This is a genomic window from Ruegeria sp. C11, assembly GCF_056537725.1.
Map to the genome: position 1 here is coordinate 197413 of NZ_JBQFSB010000004.1, position 16940 is coordinate 214352.

Annotated in this window: 20 protein-coding genes; 10 read left to right on the forward strand and 10 right to left on the reverse strand. The window is 57.3% G+C overall.

What is annotated here, in order from left to right; all coding sequences use genetic code 11:
• Positions 1 to 11 precede the first annotated feature (11 nt).
• Positions 12 to 656, forward strand: coding sequence for a DUF1523 family protein (locus ACR0NA_RS09615; RefSeq protein WP_170653749.1), 645 nt, complete (start codon positions 12 to 14; stop codon positions 654 to 656).
• A gap of 27 nt (positions 657 to 683) precedes the next feature.
• Here ACR0NA_RS09615 and ACR0NA_RS09620 read toward each other — a convergent pair whose 3' ends face one another.
• The 6 genes from ACR0NA_RS09620 to ACR0NA_RS09645 all read right to left on the reverse strand — a co-directional run bounded on the left by ACR0NA_RS09620 (position 684) and on the right by ACR0NA_RS09645 (position 7949).
• On the reverse strand, positions 684 to 1781 hold the full coding sequence (locus ACR0NA_RS09620; protein WP_480728381.1) for a flagellar basal body P-ring protein FlgI: 1098 nt from the start codon (positions 1779 to 1781) through the stop codon (positions 684 to 686).
• The gene (locus ACR0NA_RS09625) at positions 1778 to 2785 is read right to left on the reverse strand and encodes a flagellin (protein ID WP_480728383.1); all 1008 of its coding nucleotides are present in this window, start codon (positions 2783 to 2785) and stop codon (positions 1778 to 1780) included. The genes ACR0NA_RS09620 and ACR0NA_RS09625 overlap by 4 nt, the downstream gene beginning before the upstream one ends.
• Before the next feature lie 2 nt (positions 2786 to 2787).
• Positions 2788 to 4239, reverse strand: coding sequence for a flagellar hook-associated protein FlgK (flgK, locus tag ACR0NA_RS09630; RefSeq protein WP_480728385.1), 1452 nt, complete (start codon positions 4237 to 4239; stop codon positions 2788 to 2790).
• Positions 4240 to 4272: 33 nt separating this feature from the next.
• Complete coding sequence (locus ACR0NA_RS09635) at positions 4273 to 5568, reverse strand: flagellar hook protein FlgE (protein WP_480728388.1); 1296 nt, start codon at positions 5566 to 5568, stop codon at positions 4273 to 4275.
• 97 nt (positions 5569 to 5665) lie between these two features.
• Positions 5666 to 6505, reverse strand: coding sequence for a flagellar motor protein MotB (locus ACR0NA_RS09640; protein ID WP_480728390.1), 840 nt, complete (start codon positions 6503 to 6505; stop codon positions 5666 to 5668).
• Between the two features lie 106 nt (positions 6506 to 6611).
• A complete protein-coding gene (locus ACR0NA_RS09645; protein WP_480728392.1) occupies positions 6612 to 7949 on the reverse strand; it encodes a FliI/YscN family ATPase in 1338 nt (445 codons plus the stop codon).
• Between the two features lie 87 nt (positions 7950 to 8036).
• Here ACR0NA_RS09645 and ACR0NA_RS09650 point away from each other — a divergent pair, with 87 nt between their 5' ends.
• Genes ACR0NA_RS09650 through ACR0NA_RS09690 form a run of 9 tightly spaced genes read left to right on the forward strand, consistent with a single transcriptional unit; the run spans position 8037 to position 12610 of the window.
• Positions 8037 to 8426, forward strand: a complete 390-nt coding sequence (locus tag ACR0NA_RS09650; RefSeq protein WP_480728397.1) for a FlgB family protein — start codon at positions 8037 to 8039, stop codon at positions 8424 to 8426.
• A 12-nt stretch (positions 8427 to 8438) separates the two neighbouring features.
• Positions 8439 to 8825 carry a flagellar basal body rod protein FlgC gene (gene flgC, locus ACR0NA_RS09655; protein WP_480728400.1) on the forward strand — a complete coding sequence of 129 codons (387 nt, stop codon included), beginning with the start codon at positions 8439 to 8441 and terminating at the stop codon, positions 8823 to 8825.
• A gap of 14 nt (positions 8826 to 8839) precedes the next feature.
• On the forward strand, positions 8840 to 9121 hold the full coding sequence (gene fliE, locus ACR0NA_RS09660) for a flagellar hook-basal body complex protein FliE (RefSeq protein ID WP_480728403.1): 282 nt from the start codon (positions 8840 to 8842) through the stop codon (positions 9119 to 9121).
• 3 nt (positions 9122 to 9124) lie between these two features.
• On the forward strand, positions 9125 to 9397 hold the full coding sequence (locus ACR0NA_RS09665) for a flagellar biosynthetic protein FliQ (RefSeq protein WP_480728406.1): 273 nt from the start codon (positions 9125 to 9127) through the stop codon (positions 9395 to 9397).
• A complete protein-coding gene (locus ACR0NA_RS09670; RefSeq protein ID WP_480728408.1) occupies positions 9397 to 10107 on the forward strand; it encodes a flagellar hook-basal body complex protein in 711 nt (236 codons plus the stop codon). The genes ACR0NA_RS09665 and ACR0NA_RS09670 overlap by 1 nt, the downstream gene beginning before the upstream one ends.
• Before the next feature lie 24 nt (positions 10108 to 10131).
• On the forward strand, positions 10132 to 10917 hold the full coding sequence (gene flgG / locus ACR0NA_RS09675) for a flagellar basal-body rod protein FlgG (RefSeq protein ID WP_480728411.1): 786 nt from the start codon (positions 10132 to 10134) through the stop codon (positions 10915 to 10917).
• The gene (flgA, locus tag ACR0NA_RS09680; protein ID WP_480728413.1) at positions 10917 to 11333 is read left to right on the forward strand and encodes a flagellar basal body P-ring formation chaperone FlgA; all 417 of its coding nucleotides are present in this window, start codon (positions 10917 to 10919) and stop codon (positions 11331 to 11333) included. The genes flgG and flgA overlap by 1 nt, the downstream gene beginning before the upstream one ends.
• Entirely contained in the window at positions 11333 to 12070 is a 738-nt protein-coding gene (gene flgH, locus ACR0NA_RS09685) for a flagellar basal body L-ring protein FlgH (RefSeq protein ID WP_480450737.1), read from the forward strand. The genes flgA and flgH overlap by 1 nt, the downstream gene beginning before the upstream one ends.
• Before the next feature lie 9 nt (positions 12071 to 12079).
• Positions 12080 to 12610, forward strand: coding sequence for a flagellar basal body-associated FliL family protein (locus ACR0NA_RS09690; RefSeq protein WP_480728417.1), 531 nt, complete (start codon positions 12080 to 12082; stop codon positions 12608 to 12610).
• A gap of 39 nt (positions 12611 to 12649) precedes the next feature.
• Here ACR0NA_RS09690 and ACR0NA_RS09695 read toward each other — a convergent pair whose 3' ends face one another.
• From ACR0NA_RS09695 to flhA, 4 genes are read right to left on the reverse strand one after another with little or no spacing between them, the layout of a single operon-like run.
• Positions 12650 to 13003 (reverse strand): hypothetical protein, encoded by a 354-nt coding sequence (locus ACR0NA_RS09695; protein WP_480728420.1) that lies wholly within the window; start codon positions 13001 to 13003, stop codon positions 12650 to 12652.
• The gene (gene flhB / locus ACR0NA_RS09700; protein WP_480728422.1) at positions 13000 to 14088 is read right to left on the reverse strand and encodes a flagellar type III secretion system protein FlhB; all 1089 of its coding nucleotides are present in this window, start codon (positions 14086 to 14088) and stop codon (positions 13000 to 13002) included. Before flhB ends, ACR0NA_RS09695 begins: the two co-directional genes overlap by 4 nt.
• Positions 14085 to 14858 carry a flagellar biosynthetic protein FliR gene (locus ACR0NA_RS09705; protein ID WP_480728425.1) on the reverse strand — a complete coding sequence of 258 codons (774 nt, stop codon included), beginning with the start codon at positions 14856 to 14858 and terminating at the stop codon, positions 14085 to 14087. Before ACR0NA_RS09705 ends, flhB begins: the two co-directional genes overlap by 4 nt.
• Complete coding sequence (gene flhA / locus ACR0NA_RS09710) at positions 14855 to 16876, reverse strand: flagellar biosynthesis protein FlhA (RefSeq protein WP_480728695.1); 2022 nt, start codon at positions 16874 to 16876, stop codon at positions 14855 to 14857. The genes ACR0NA_RS09705 and flhA overlap by 4 nt, the downstream gene beginning before the upstream one ends.
• Positions 16877 to 16940: the final 64 nt, after the last annotated feature.

The window sequence follows — 16940 nt, forward strand, 5'->3', positions numbered from 1 at the left end:
GGTTTCTACAAATGCGTTACATCAAATGGGCTATCGTCATCCTGTTCTGGGGCACCATTGCATCGGTATTGAACTACACCCTGCCGCAGCACGATATCGTTCGCATTTCGGACACCTATGAGAAGCGGATTGATCCGGGTGAAAACAGCATCTTCTGGTCGGTTCAAGACGTTGGCAGCGATCCGACCACGCCGAACCGCGACGTGTTTTTCATTCAGACGCGAAAGGCCAATGGTAAGGTCATGGTCTATCGGAACGAAGATACTGGCTGGGGTTGGCCACCTTATTTCAAACTGAACTCTTCAAATCTGCAGGCTGAAGCGGCGGATCTGAAGTCAACGACTGAGGCACCGCGTTGGGTCGCGGTGCGCCATTACGGATGGCGCAGCGAGTTTTTGTCGATCTTCCCAAACGCCGTGAAACTCTGGCAGGTCGAGGATCCCGATGTTCGGATCATCCCCTGGTTCAACATTATTTTCCTGACCATATTTGCCGCAATCGCCTGGGCTATTCATGTTCGCTGGCGCCGTTTTCGGGTGTCGCGGATTGATCCCATGATCGAGAATGTCGAAGACGGCCTGTATGCGGCCGGGGATGCCATCGAGGAACGGCGCGGCAGGTTGCGCAGGTGGTTGGACAGTTGGAAATCGAAGTAACCGTTCGGCGTTTCCTATTAAACGGCCCTACCTAACGACGAACTCGGCATGTAAGGCACCAGCAGCTTTGATCGTTTTCAGAATGTCGATCATGTCACGAGGTGAAACGCCCAGAGCATTCAACCCGGCCACGACCTCGGACAAGGTCGTGCTTTCGGCCAGTTCCGCCAATCCGGTGCCTTCGTCCTCTTCAATTTCGGCAACGGTTCTGGGAACGACAACGGTTTGCCCGTCAGCAAAGGGGTTGGGTTGTATAGCGATTGGCGCTTCTTCGACGCGAAGGGTCAGATTGCCCTGAGAGACCGCAACGCGCGAAATCCTTACATCGTCGCCCATAACGATTGTTCCCGACCTCTGGTCGACGACGACGCGGGCTTTGCGCTCGGGCTCGACCAGAATGTTTTCGATCCGGCCAATCGCATGCGCGGTTGAAAATTCTCTGGTCGCTTCGACGTTCAGCTCGACGGTTCCGGAATCCCGCATGACGGCAACCGCGCGATTGAATTCGCGGTTGATAGCGGTTTCAATGCGGCCCGCCGTCGTGAAATCCGGTTCGCGCAACGCCAATCGCAACTGTGTCAGTGAATCCAGATCAAAGTCGATCTCGCGTTCGACCCGCGCCCCAGCCGGGATCACGCCCGAAGTGGGCACCCCGCGCACGACCGAGGCCGCGTCGCCCTCTGCCACTGCACCACCAGCCAGAACTGTGCCCTGCGCCACCGCATAAATCTGTCCGTCCGCCGCATTGAGAGGGGTCATGATCAACGTGCCGCCCAGCAGGCTTTTTGAATCTCCGATGGCCGAGACGGTGATGTCGATCTGGCCACCAACGCGCGCGAAAGGTGGCAAGCTGGCTGTAACAAGGACGGCGGCCACATTTTTGGGCCGAAAATCCTCGCCATTCACATTGACCCCCAAACGTTCGAGGATATTCGACATGATCTCTTCGGTGAAAGGTGCATTACGCAATCCGTCACCAGTGCCGTTCAGACCAACAACGAGGCCATATCCGACAAGGTCGTTGCCGCGCACGCCGTCAAAATCCACCAGGTCCTTCAGGCGGATTGCCCCGGCGAAAACGATTTCCGGTAACAGGAAAGCCAGCAGGAAACACAGAACTCTCATCTCAGGAAATTCACCAGAGAAAGGTTCGCATTGCGAACGGTGACAGAATACAGGCTTTCTAATTGGAACTGAACGGTTTGTAACCGGGCTGCAGTATCATAGGGGTCGGCGCCAATCAGTTCGTTCCTGGAGATTTCAATGCTGGTCTGAGCCGCGGAGTTATGCGATTGCGCGTTCTCGATGCGGGCTTGGGCAGCACCGACTTCGGCGCGTAGGGTTACATTCCTGTCATTTGAATTCGCCAATCGAACGCCGATATCCTTGAACAATGCGGTTCGCTGATCCGTACTCAACGGCAGTGCTGAATCCGTGGCAAGAGCTGCTACTGCCACATCGCGCAGCGCATCGCGAAATTCCGGATCATCAGCCCTGATTGCCAAGGTAATATCCTCGGTGTCGGAAATCCGCATCGGAGCGAGGTCTGTGTTTGATCCCTGATAGATTACGGCCTCAAATCCGGTTGGATCATTAAACCAGTTGTCAGTGGCTTGCCAGACATCCGCCGCCGTTGTCAGTCCCGTCAGTTCACCTCGCAACGTGTTGAGCAGAGCATCGGCGCTAGCCAATGGGGTCTGATCCGTTGCAGTTCCGGAAAACAGGCTGCGCCCACCGACGCGGGTGTTCAGTGCGGATATCATAGTATCCAGTTCATTGTGGGCCTGAACGCTTGCGTGTTCGTGGGATACGGTCTGGGTTGAAGTGCCAAACGCCAGAAGAGATGTGGACAGAGCGGCCACCGAGTCGCCGAATTTTGTCAGGCTGATCTGCATCCCATCGGTCAACAGTCTGGTTTCGGAATTCGCGACGGAATATGCATCCAGACGGGTTAGACCGCGTTCCAGATCCGCAATGTGCGAATAGTCGCCTTTCAGCCGGGCGGAAATATCCTGCACTCTTCCTGAGGACAACTCGTACGAAAGTGTCTCGATTTCCGTTTTGATTTGATGGCCACGCGCCTGAAGAGTGAGGCCTCGTGCCAGATCGCCAATTGAACTCAATGTCACATCTAAATCCTCAGCAGAGTTTGCATAAGTTCATCGACAACCGAGAGGATCCGGGCGTTGGCCGAATAGGCCTGTTCAATCCGCATCATGTGCTGCAGCTCGGTGTCGGTATCCACGCCCTGTTCAGCCTCAATCCGCTGCATCTCCAGTTGCGTCGATGCGGCCTGTGTTTTTTGTTCTGACGCGTAATGGGCGTTCGTTCCAACCTTGGACATCAGCGATTCAGCGATTTCGGCCGCGCTCATATTGCCGGTTCCGAATGTTGCACCCGGCATCGGACGCGCTTCGGTGAGAGCAGCGCCAAATGCCCTGAGTTGTCTGGCATCTCCGGGATCACCCGGTCCGGCCGCTCCAAGACCGGAGCGAAGTTTCCAGCTATCCCCGCCAGCGTCGGGGTTTATGAGTGAATTGATTTCGATTCGTCCGGCCAGACCGACCGTTGCAGTTGGATCGAGTCTGCTGCCGTGATCAGTGAAAACTCCTGCATCGGTAATCGTAACTGTCGGGTCGAGGCCCAGGTTTTCAAACCGCTCAATCAGGTCGCGCGCGACCGCATCGAGGTCCGACTGAGATTCAACCGCAAGATTGTCACGGATTTCAAACTGGGCGGCCAGTTTACCGCCCCGGATACCGGAATTCTCGCCCGTCGTTCTGACTGGCTGCCCATTGATCTCAAGCCCTGACAGCAGCCCGTTCGAGACCGACATATGCGGCATAGTCTCTCCAGTGACGGAAAACGTGAATTCGGCTGCGGAACCTTCCAGCAGGATCAAACCACCATCGGAATAAAGTGATACGCCATCGTTTTCCCGTGCGATCGCATTGACGGGAATCAATTCGTTAATCTGGTCAATCAGACCTTGTCGCTGATCCAGCAATGCGCCAACGTCACCGCCTGAATTGCGGATCGTCGAAATTTTTGCGTTCAGAGCCTCGATATCAGTGAGCGACCGATTCAGCTTTTCGACTTCGGTGCTGATGGCCCGATCCGCCTGTGAGCGTAACTGGCGAACCCCCTCTGACGCCTCACTGATGTTGGACGCCAGACTCTTTGCCTGCCTTACCACGTCGTCCAGTCGCTGTTTCGATCCCGGCAGGCTGGCGGCAGTGATCAGACTGCTTTCAAACTCTGCCAGTTTGTTGATGATCGAACCGGAGTCATCGGCCGTCCCGACAAGTTTTTCGAGGTTGGTGTAATAACCTGATACAGCAGTCGTATTCGCCGCTTGAGCATCTGCGTTTCGTCGGTTCGCCATCAAAACCGGATCCTGATGCCGGGTGACGCCAACGATTTGCGCGCCGTTTCCCGACACCGGGCTGGTCGCCAGTTCCAGTGAACGCCGTGCGTATCCCGGCGTAAGAGCGTTCGCGATGTTTCCTGAGACAACGGCAGCCCCGCGGCTGGCTGCGGTCAGGCCGCCAATTGCGTTGTTCAGGGCCGTAGACATATTCATTGGCTTAGCTCCAATCCGTGATCATCGGCCGGGTCAACGTTTGATATTGGTTGTTTCCTGCAGCATCTCATCCACGGTCTGGATGACTTTGGCGCTGGAGGAATAAGCCCGTTGGGTTTGAATCATCGCGGTCAATTCCGTCGCGACATCCGTTGTCGATTCTTCGCGCGCGAATGAGACCAGATCGCCGGTTGGTCCATCCCCGGCATTCCACAGGAAAAACGTGCCGCTTTCGCGGGAAGGGGCATAAGTCTGGCTGTCCAGCGCTGTCAGCCCGTTGGGATTGGGAACATCCGCCAGCGGTATCTGAAACATACGGCGGCTGATGCCGGTGTCATAAAAGGCGTATACAAACCCGTTTTCGTCTACTTCAACGCTGGTCATCGTGCCAACGGCGGACCCGTCCCGGGTAATGGAAACAGGGGCAAACGTGTCCGACAATTGGGTAATGCCGTTGGCGTCGCCTATTTGGCCGATATTAACCTCCATGGGGCCGCCCGCCACGCTGACCAGGAAGCTTCCGGTGGCGGGATCATACGCACCTCCGGATACGGTGGTGACACTGGCTAGGGTTCCACCGGCTGTGCGGCTGTCGGTGAAAGTCAGAGTGTACTCTCCGATCACGGCACCGCCCGATGCGGTATCCCGCAGTGTCATGGTCCATTCGTTGCTTGTACCAGTTGCGGGAACTGTGGGCACCAGTTCGATATCGACGTTTTCAGATTTTCCGAGGTTGTCGAAGTATTCGACCGACAGGGGCTGCGTATCGCCGGGAGATCCGGCCTCAGTCGCGGTGGCAGGAAGGTTCATCCGCAGGTTCATGCGGGTCGTTGGCGATCCCGACAGTTGATTGACGCTGAGCTGGACAGGCTGCAGTGCCGCAGGTGTGTCGCGCGGCACACTGGGAATCGATCCGTCTGGCTGCGCAGGCCATCCCAGAAGAACAAGCCCGGATTCAGTGACCAGATACCCCTGTTCGTTAGCCCGGAAAGACCCGGTGGTCGTTAACAACATCTGCGATGAGCCGGAACCAATTTGTGAGCTGGGCCTGACCGGTAGCATCCCACGCCCACGTACCGCCAGATCGGTCGAATTGTTAGTTGTGACCAAAGAACCGCTTTGATCGATCAGGCGCTGGCTTGTCGTGCGAACCCCGCCAGCGGAATATGCGCCACCAGAGCTGGAGGTGACCATGGAGTGAAAATCCGTTTCGACCCGCTTGTACCCGAACGTCGAAGAATTCGCGATATTGTCGGAAATGGTGGCCAGCCTGTTGGCATTGGCCTTCAGCGCCGCCACGCCCGCATTCAGCGAAGAGGAAATGGTCATCTGCACGCCTTTCTGTTGCGTCAATTGTTGCAGCAACAGATACCGCACGTCCCCTTAACAGCCCGCTAACAGATAAAATCCACGCGATTCTCCTAGTTCACGGGCTTCTGAGAAAGATGATTTCTATCCGGTTGTTGCGGGCTGCCATCGGATTGTCGACAGCGAGTTTGCGGTCCGCGTGACCGGTAATCCGTTGCAATCTGCTAGGGGCAACGCCCTTGCTTTCCAACATTTCCCGTACCGCCATCGCCCTGGATGCCGACAAGTCCCAAACCGGATCTTGCAACAGAACTACGGGGTTCGCCCGCACATGTCCTTCGACTGAAATGTTGTTTGTCACCAGATCCGACGATCTTGCCACCAACAGCGCAAGCGCCCGCATCATTCGGGTTGGCCTGTCAGAGCCCCGTTCGAACAGGGCCGATTCGCCCGTGTCAAAAAGTTCGACGATCAATCCTTTGTCCGTCACCCGGGTCACGATGTGCCTGAGCATTTTCTCGGAGACGCTGCTTTCACCGGTTCGGCCGAGCAACCGCGCCTCAAGCGTCGAGAAATCCTCGTTCGCGCCGCGCCCGCCACCATCGGCATCGACACCGGTCGAGCCGCGCGCCCGTTTGGCTTCGGTTGGGTTACGGTTGGTCGCACCCGATCCGTCCATCACCATCGTCTTTTCGGAAAACATGTTTTCACCGCCAAAGGCCCCGTCACCGCCACCCGAAACCGGGTTGACTGGGATGGTTGGCGAAAAGTAGTCCGCCAGTCCCTTGCGTTGTTTTTCCGTCGTTGCGTTCAGCAGCCACATCAGCATGAAGAAGGCCATCATGGCCGTCACGAAGTCCGCATAAGCGACCTTCCACGCGCCGCCGTGATGACCATCACCGCCAACGACCCGTTTCTTCTTGATGATGATTGGCGCCGCATTCGATTGCGCACCCATTTCCACCACCTGTCTTATCACCCGACGATCGGGATAGCAGAGCAGGTCTTAAGGGATATCTAACATCTAAAGTTGTTCGGAATTCCCGGGATGATCCCGAATACCGTTATTGCAACTGCATCGCTCGGGCGCGGCGTAGGATCAGTGACAGCCGGTTGAAACTGTCCGCAACACTTTCCGATTCGGTATTGCCAAAAAACGTATCCAGATCCGCGTGCACGCGCACAGCCTGATCCAGAAGCGGATCAGCGCCCTCGGAATACAACCCCGCCTTTATCATGACCTCGGATTGCTCGTAGCTTCCAACCAGTCTGCGGGTTTGGCTGATCAACTCGTTTTCTTCGGCCGTAGCCGCCTCGGGCAGGCTTCGTGAGACCGACCGGCTCAGGTCGATGGCAGGAAACCGTCCGCGCTCAGCAATTTCACGGCTGAGCACGATATGCCCGTCCAGCACCCCGCGCAGGATATCCGCAACCGGCTCATCCATATCGGAACCGGCGACCAGAACGCTGAATATCGCGGTTATATCCCCCTGTTCCTCTGTGCCTGGTCCCGCTCGTTCGCACAGCCCCGAAATGAGAGGTGTCAGAGAGGCGGGAAAGCTCCGCAACGACGGCGCTTCTCCTGTTGCAACCGCAATTTCCCGATGTGCTTCGGCAAATCTGGTCACCGAATCCGCAAGAAACAAAACGTTCAACCCCTGATCGCGAAGGTGTTCTGCGGCAGCCATCGCCGACCAGGCACAGCGCCGCCGCACAAGGGCGGACTGGTCCGAGGTTGCGGCCACAACGATTGCTCGTTTCATGCCTTCGGCGCCCAGTGCTTTCTCGACAAACTCGTTCACCTCCCGGCCACGCTCTCCGATCAGAGCCACTACGACGGCATCGGCCTGCATGGATCGGGCAAGTGTTGCCAAAAGAGTCGATTTACCAACACCGGACCCTGCAAACAGTCCAACGCGCTGTCCGCGCACGATGGGCAGGACCGTGTTGAGCATGGTCAGTCCCGTGGCCATGCGCGGCCCCAGCGGTTTGCGTCGGACAGCGGGAGGTGGGTCCTGTACTATGTCTCTTGTCGCCTCTCCCCCCAACAGGGGTTTTCCGTCCAGAGGTCGCCCGAACGGGTCAATGACACGGCCCAGCCAGTTCATCGCCGGTGCGAAAGCGGGAGTTTGTTCCAGCACCACCCTGTCGCCAAGAGAAACACCGTCAGGTGCACCTGCAGGCAACATGTGGACTGCCTGATGTGCGACATTCAGCACTTCGCCGGCCAGATGGGGGCCATGTTTTCGTTCCAACCGCAGATGGTCCCCGGTTTTGGCCTGATCTGCCAGACCGGCAATCTTGATAAGCCCGTTTGTGACCTCGGCAACGCGACCGACCTGGCCTAGAGGATTCAGTCGGTCAAAAGCGGCTTTCAGAGACCTTGGTTCGGGCGCGGACATTGTGACTCCTCCGATTGAGTTCTGAAAACGGTTTCTAAAGGAATCGGGGTTAAGCCTTGATTGAAATTGATCGAGGGAGAAGCCCCGATGTTCTCAGACCTGAACGTCTTTAAGATATCGTACGCAATGGCAACACACGCTGGTCAGCGACAAGCTGTCATATCCCGGAACATGGCCAATGCAGACACCCCGGGGTACCGCGCACGCGACCTGGTGGCCTTTCAGACGGCCTATGGAAATCAGGGTGCCGACTCCGATATGACAGCTACGCGTAGCGGCCATCTTCACGGCGCGTCATCCGGTGCCTGGGTGTGGGCAGAGGTTGTGCGGGACGGTGCCACAGATCCCAATGGAAACGGCGTTTCGGTCGAGCAGGAAGTACTCAGGGCGGTTGACGTCAAGCGACAGCACGACCGGGCGCTGGCGATCTACCGCTCGTCGCTGAACATACTGCGCACCGGTTTGGGCAAAGTGTAAGGAGGTTGCGGGATGAGTGATTTTGCAAATGCCCTTGCCGCCTCGTCCAGCGCTCTGCGCGCGCAGGCGACCCGGTTGCGGCACGTATCCGAAAACATCTCGAACGCCGACACGCCGGGCTATCGGCGCAAGTCCGTTCCGTTTGAAATGGTCAGCGAAGCAGGCGCTGATTTGGTTCGCACCGGAAAAGTGCGTCTGGACCAAAGTGAGTTGACGCGGGTTTACGATCCCGGCCACCCATTGGCTGATAATGCAGGATTTTACCACAGCTCGAATGTCGATCTGATGATCGAAATCGCCGACGCGCGTGAGGCGCGCCGCAGTTATGAAGCCAACCTGAAAATGTTCGACCAGACCCGACAGATGTCGGCCAGTCTGATGGATCTTCTCCGCAAATAACGAGGACGACCAGAATGGATATCCGCTCTATCAGCGCAGTACAGAACTATACCTCGGCACGCCCTGCAACGCAGGTCGACCCGAATTCCACAGCGGGGGTTCGTGAGGTATTTCAGGACTTTGCAGCAACATTGCAACAAAGCGAACAGGTGGCCCAGTCAGCAATGGTGGGTCAGGCCGACCCTCATGCGCTGGTGCAAGCGCTGGCTCAAACCGAACTCGCCGTCGAAACGGCTGTGATCGTGCGGAACAAGGTCGTCGAGGCCTATCAGGAAATCCTGCGTATGCCGGTTTGAGCGATGTTGGGTGAAGGTCTCTTTTACGACGTTCTGCGTCAGGCGCTTTGGGTCGCGGTGATAACCTCGATTCCGATTCTGACGGTGGCGTTGGTCGCCGGTCTGGTTGTCGGCCTGTTTCAGGCGCTGACCTCTGTCCAGGAAATGACCCTGACATTCGTGCCAAAACTTTTGGCTATAATCGCGGTTTTCTGGGTCTCGATGGGCTTCATGACCCAAACCCTGGTCACCTTCTTCACCGCCACAATTGTTCCGCTGATTTCAGGAGGCCGCTGATGGATACGGCATATATCACTTTGTCCCGTCAATCGGGTCTGATGAATGAAATACGGGTGGTCGCCAACAATATCGCCAATGCCAACACCACCGGGTACCGGCAGCAGGGGCTCGTGTTTTCTGAGTTTGTCAGGGACATGGGGCATCAGCCATCACTCTCGATGGCGCGGGCACAGACCCGGAGCACATCTCAGCAGCAGGGTGTCCTGACCCAGACCGGCGGACAGTTTGACTTTGCGATCGAAGGCGAGGGGTTCTTTATGCTGGAAACCCCATCCGGTCCCCGCCTGACCCGGGCCGGAAGTTTCACACCGAATGCCGAAGGCGATCTTGTTTCAGTCGACGGGTTTCCCGTTCTGGACGCGAACGGCTCTCCTATCTTCATACCGCCGGACGCCACTTCGATTGATGTTGGAAGTGACGGAACGCTGAGTGTCGAAGGCCGCCTGCTGGGCCAGATCGGGACCTATCGGCCTACGGACCCCCACACTCTTGTCCGGGAGGGCGGCGTTGGATTTCGTATCGAAGGTGACGCGGAACCGCTGGAGGAACCAGTTGTTCTTCGCGGGTTTCTCGAGGGGTCAAACGTCAATGCCATCGAACAGGTTACCCGACTTGTCGAGGTCCAGCGCGCCTATGAACTTGGGCAAAGCTTCCTAGAGGCCGAGGATGAGAGGGTGCGTAGTGCGCTCAAAACTCTGATGCGCTGATCAATAATCAAAGGAGTTTCCGACATGCGTGCCTTGCAAATTGCAGCTACTGGAATGACCGCACAGCAGATGCGGGTCGAGACTATTTCGAACAACCTCGCAAACATGAACACGACGGGTTACAACGCGCGGCGGGCCGAGTTCGCCGATCTGCACTATCAGCAAATGGTCCGGGCGGGCACCGTGAATGCGGCAGACGGCACAGTCTTACCCACCGGCATTCAGCTCGGGCTTGGTGTTCGGCCGGCCGCTGTTACGGTGCAGTTGGCGCAGGGTACTTTGTCCGCAACAGGCAGCGATCTGGATCTTGCGATCGAAGGCCGGGGATATCTGGAAGTCACGCTACCCAACGGGCAATCGGCGTATACCCGTGACGGCAGCCTCAAGAAATCTGCCGAGGGGCTGATCGTGACGGCCGACGGTTTTGTAGTAACGCCCGAGGTCACAATTCCCGACGATGCACGTTCAATCTCGATCAACGCGTCGGGCGAGGTCTATGCCTATTTCGATGACACGGCCGAAGGGCAACTTTTGGGTGAACTAACCCTGGCGAGCTTCTCAAACGCCAAGGGGTTGGAGGCGCTCGGCGGCAATCTGTTCAAGGAAACCGAAGCGTCGGGGAGCCCGGTTGTCGGGACACCCGGCGAGGATGGTCTGGGAACCCTGCGTCAGGGATATCTCGAGGACAGCTCGGTCGATGCGGTCCGTGAGGTAACAGAGCTGATCGAAGCACAGCGTGGTTATGAGATGAACGCCAAGGTCATATCAGCGGTCGATCAGATGATGGGCGCAACGACGCAGGTACGGTGATGAAAACGGTTGCTTTCATACTGGCCCTGACTCACCCGGTGATCGCACAGGCCGAAATCGTCGTGCCCGCGCGGACTATCCGCGCCAAAGAAATCATTCTGGTCGAAGATCTTGCCCGAAAACAGGTCGAGGTGCCGAATGCGGTCACGCAAGCGGATGTTCTGATCGGTATGGAAGCGCGCGTGACCCTTTATGCCGGGCGGCCAATTCGCCTGTCGGATGTCGGCCCCCCGGCTTTGGTCGACCGAAACGATCTGGTCACCATCCTCTTTGATCGCGGCGCCCTTTCCATCGCAACAGACGGCCGGGCACTGGGGCGGGGAGCCGAAGGTGAATTCATTCGGGTCATGAACCTGTCGTCACGCACAACCGTCACCGGCCGGATCCGCCCGGACGGCAATATCGAGGTTAAATAATGCAGAATCTCAAGCTTCTGAAACCGGCTTTGTTTGTCCTTCTCGTCACCTCCGCGTGTGGTCGGTTGGATCATCTGGGTAAGCCGCCGAGTTTTACACCCAATTCGGAATCTCCGGAACATGTCGCGATGCTCTGGCCGGGCCTGCCGCTTCATACCCAACCCCAACGCCAAGTTGATCAGTCGTCCTTGTGGAGCGGTGGGCAGAACTCTCTGCTGGGGGATCAGCGAGCGATGAAAAAGGGGGATATCCTGACCGTCGTTATCGAAATCGACGAAAAGGCCGAAATCTCGAACGACACCAAGCGCTCGCGTACAGGGGCGGAAACGCTGGGCGTGCCGCATCTGTTCGGATATCCACAACGTGCCGGTGAGAAGCTGCCCGAAGGGGCGTCGCTGGCCGAGGCGGTGTCGATCGATTCCAACTCCGAGACAAAGGGAAAGGGGTCGGTCAAGCGCAAGGAGAAGCTTACCCTGCGGGTCGCAGCGACGGTGGTTGACGTTCTGCCCAACGGTGTCCTTTCCATTTCCGGTTCGCAGGAACTTCGGGTCAATTTCGAGCTGCGCGAGTTGTTGGTCGCGGGCTATGTCCGCCCCGAAGACATTTCCCGGCAAAACGAAATCACCTACGACAAGATAGCCTCGGCACGCGTTTCCTATGGCGGGCGCGGGCAGATCACCGATGTCCAGCAGCCCCGATATGGGCAGCAAATCCTTGATACACTGCTTCCGTTCTGAGGCCTCGTCATGATCAAAAAAGCACTGCCAATGCTGTTGCTGATCGGCGGGTTTGGGGCCGGAGTGGCAGCAAGCATAGCCCTGAGTCCCCGGGCCGAGCCGCAGGCGCAGCAAAGCCAGACGAAAGATGACAAGGCCACAGCAAAGGCTGAAACTGACAAGCAGAAGAAGAAAGGCGTGAAGGTCAGTTCGGATACAAAGGATGAAAAGAAAGAACAGCACGAGTACCTGAAGCTGCCCAAACAATTTGTTGTCCCCGTGGTCGAGCAGGATCGGATCGCAGCCTTGGTGACCATGTCTCTCAGCCTGGAAACGCGCGCCGGAGTCAGCGAGGAGATTTATGCAATTGAACCGAACCTGAGGGACGGGTTTCTTCAGGTACTGTTTGATCATGCCAATGTCGGCGGTTTTGACGGGAATTTCACCCACTCGGACAACCTGCAATTACTGCGGCGCACGCTGTTGGAAGAGGCACAAAAACATCTCGGGACCGACGTGTCCCGGGTTCTGATCATGAGCGTGAGCAGACAGGACACCTGAACGGCCTGACGTGTCAAAGACCGATACCGGATCCGAGTGCTATGAATGTTTGGTCAGGTTCTTTACGATTTCCCGAACAGCCTCGCGTTGACCGAATGCGTGCCGCAATTCGTCCATCTGTTGTAGTTTCTGCGCGCGTAGCCGCGCCAGATCCATGTTCACAGTTCTGCGTGTTCCGGCCTCCCAACTGTGCCACAGAATGTCGGCGCCGCAGAGGTGATAGCCCGAAGTTTCACTGCCGCTCCTGCGGACCTCGGCCAACTGTTCGTCAAGACGGCTAATCTGACGGTTGAGAATCGCTTCCTGCTCAAGAACAGGCCGGACTTTTTCCAGTTTTTTAAGAAACAGAACCTCGGTTACTTTCCCTAGGTTCGAGAGGGCCGGCTTTTTCATCCCACCTGACCTTTCGCGCGCTTTCTCATGGCTTCTGCAAAGCGGATTGCGGCAGCAACGGGGCGATAATGTTCTGCTGGGATTTCCTGCCCGATTGCGACGGTCGCATGCAGGGCCCGTGCCGTAGGCGGATCCGGGTGAACGGGCACGCCCGCATCTTCGGCGGCGGCCCGGATGGCGGCGGCAATCTCGTCCACTCCCTTGGCGACGCACACCGGCGCTTCGCCCGGTGCGCGCGACCACTTCAGCGCAACCGCGTAATGGGTCGGGTTCACCACCACAACATCGGCAGTTGGAACATCCGCCATCATCTGGATGGCGGCAATGTCCTGAGCGCGCCTCTGGCGTTGCTGCTTCATGTGCGGATCTCCTTCCGAGTCTTTTGTTTCGTCAAGGATCTCCTTCCGGGACATTCTGTTTTTGCGAATGTGTTCCGAATATTGCCAAAGGTAGTCAACGACACCGATCATCAAGGCCACTGCAATTACGATGGCCAGAAAACGGGTTAGAAAGTTCACCATCAGCAGGATTGACGATCGCGGTTGTACCGCGCTGGAAGTGATGATTTCCGCAAGATTGGCGCGCAAAAACAATGCCAGGCATACCGAGTAAAGGACAAGTTTAACAAAGCTCTTGGCAAATTCGAACAAACCCTGCCGGCCGAACTTGTTTCGCGCGTTGGATATGACCGAAATGCGCGACAGTCGGGGCTTCAGTTTGTTTGGTGCAAGTATAAATGCCCGTTGCGCAACGAGGCTGAGAAGAACGGCCGCCGCCGGTATTGCAAAAAAGGCCAGCACGGTTACGCCGACACGGGTCGAGATTTCAGCCACGAGGCTTTGGGACGGGCCACGGACAAGCTGCAGCGACAGGGGCCCGGATTGCTCGATCAGTATCAGAAACAGCGTACCCAGTTGTTCAACGGCAATTGTCCCGATTGTCAGAACTGCAATTGCCAGGCCGACATAAGCGGCCACAACCGACAGGTCCGAGGATTTCGCGATCTCTCCCTTCTCGCGCGCTTTTCTGAGTTTGTTCGGCGTCGGGTCGAATGGCTTTTCACTGTCGTCGTCCTGCGGGTTCACGGCAATTCTCCGAAGGGATTGGTGAAGAACCCGAAAAGTGCATCTGACCAGACTGAAAGGATCAACGGCGCACCGGTAAAAAGAAGGAACAGCCCCGCCAATGTGATGGCAGGGGCGCCGACGAATGCCACCATCAATTGAGGCATGGCCCGATTGATCACGCCGAGAGCAAGATTATAGACCAGCGACGCAATGACAAAAGGTACAGCCAGAGAGAATGCCAGGGAAAACGCCTGCGATACTTGCCCGACACCCCACTCGGTAAGGGCCGCAGCGCCGAGTTGCGTTCCAATGGGCAACATGTCGTATGTCCGGATCAGGAATTCGGCGGCCCGCACGTGAATTCCCATCAAACAGGCCAATGCGATGCCAGCGATCATCAGCAGATATCCCATCGCCGGAACCGGTTCGGCGGCTGCTCCGCCCAGAATTTGCGACAAAGAGGTTGATTGCGCAGCAATCGAGCCTGCGGTCTGTAGCGCCAAAACAAACAGGCGGACCGCTATCCCCATGGCCAGACCGATTACGACCTCGGTCCCGACGAGGCCCAGAAGGGTGGCCAAGTCGGAATCAACCGACGTGCCCTGAACAGCGGTTGCGATGATCAGCGTAAACGCCAGCGCTGCGCCCAACTTGACCCGGGCGGGAATGGACCGTTCGCCGAAAGCAGGTAACAATGCGACAAAGGCTGAAACACGCAGAAAAACCGTGAACCAATGCCAGAGTTCAAAGCCCAGCATTCCAAGAAGATTGGGCGGCAGCGCAATCATGCCGCAACTGTGCCCACAAGGGCTGGCCGCGCTTCCAGCCCGATTTCCTCGAAGGACAGTACCGGATTGGATACGCCACGGGCATGCATGATCATCCGCAGCAACCTGCGTCGCCTGGACGATGTTGCCAGTGCAGGAAACAGGCCCTGATCGGCGGATGAGGCCATTCGTTCGGCCAAACCATCCGCCAGCTTGTTAAAAAGATCCGGCGGCAATGCGACGTCCAGACCGGACGGGGCCGTGTCGATCTGGTATTGAGCGAACGTATCCTCCCATTCCGGGGCCAACTGAACCAGCGGGATTGACCCATCGTCGCGTTTCAGATCAGCGACCAACTGGAACCCAAGCCTCTGACGTACCTGTTCGCAGATGCCTTCGGGTTGCGTTGTTGTCAGGCGCGCTTCGGCAACGGTTTCCAGAATCAGAGGCATGTTGCGTATGGACACCCTTTCATCCAGCAAAAGGCGTAACACGGCGTGCAGCGTGTCGATGGGCACCCTGTCGGGGATCAGTTCGTCCAGCAGCTTTCTGTTGGCTTCGGCCCGGATAGGATCACTGAGGCGCGTCATCTCTGACAGCAGGCGGCGAAGGGATTTAAGCGTGAGCAGGCGCGCGAAATTCTGCTTGATGATTTCCAGCAGGTGCGTGGCCAGAATTTCCGGTGGTGAAACGATCGTCGCCCCGTTCAGCGCTGCGGTCTCCTGATCCTTTGGTAAAATCCAGCGGGCAGGGGCGCCATACACTGGTTCGGTGACGTCGTTGCCGTCTGGCAGCAGGCCGGATTCATCCTGAACCAGGGCAAGTACCAGATCAGGGTTCAGCACCCCGCGCGCCTGTTCGACGCCGTGAATGCGGACGACATAGGTTCCCTTGGGCAAATCCGCGCGATCCGTCAGGCGGATTTCCGGCATGACCAACCCATAATTTGATGCCACATATGTCCGCATATTTGTGATCCGAGCGTCCAGGCCGGTGCCGGGGTTCAGCACCATGCTGACAAGATCGGGCGCAAATTCCAGATGCACGTCGTCCAGATCCAGAATATCCCCGATGGCTTGCGTGACTGGCACCTGCGCCTCACTATGCTCCGTATCCGGTTCTTCGGGTCCGCTTTTTCGCTTGATTGAATAGGCGGCAAAACCAAGAACGCCAGCCCCCAAAATAAAGGGCAGAAACGGCAGGCCCGGGACCAATGCAAACAGAACCATCAGGCCGGCAACGGTTCCCAGCGCCGCCGGGTGGCTGCCCAGCTGTGAGAAGATCGCAGTGTCGGTGGCACCCTGCGTACCGCCACGCGCCAGCAACAAAGCGGAAGCAATCGAGATGATCACAGCCGGGATTTGTGACACCAGCCCGTCGCCAACGGTCAGGATGGCGTAGGTTTCAAAGGCTGCAGCAATAGGCATGCCATGCACGACGATGCCCATGATCAGGCCCATCACCAGATTGAGCAATGTTATCAATAACCCGGCAATCGCATCGCCCTTGACGAATTTTGAGGCGCCATCCAATGAGCCGAAGAAGGTAGTTTCCTGCTGCTCCAGCTCGCGCCTTTCCTTGGCCTGCTGGTGGTCGATCGCGCCTGCGGACATGTCGCTGTCGATGGCAAGCTGCTTGCCCGGCATCCCGTCCAGCGCGAAGCGCGCGCCGACCTCGGCCATGCGGGCCGCGCCCTTTGTGATGACCATGAAATTGACGATCAGCAAGACGCCGAACACGACAAGGCCCAGAAAAATACTGCCGCCCATGATGAATTGCGCGAACCCCTCGATCACGTCGCCCGCTGCGTTAGGGCCAGTGTGACCCTGACCAATAATCAGTTTGGTGGATGAGACATTCAGCGACAGCCGCAGCATCAGCGAGGCGAGGAGGATCGTGGGAAAAGACGAGAACTCCAGTGGCCGTTCGATGAATAGGGTCAGTGTAAAAATCAGGATGGCCAGAGCGAAAGACGCGGCCAATCCGACATCCAGCACCCAAGCGGGCATGGGCAGGATCATCATGACGATGACCGCCATGAGGGCCAGCGCCAACAATACGGTGGGTGAAAACAGTGACCGGGCGTCGAATTGGGGCACGCGA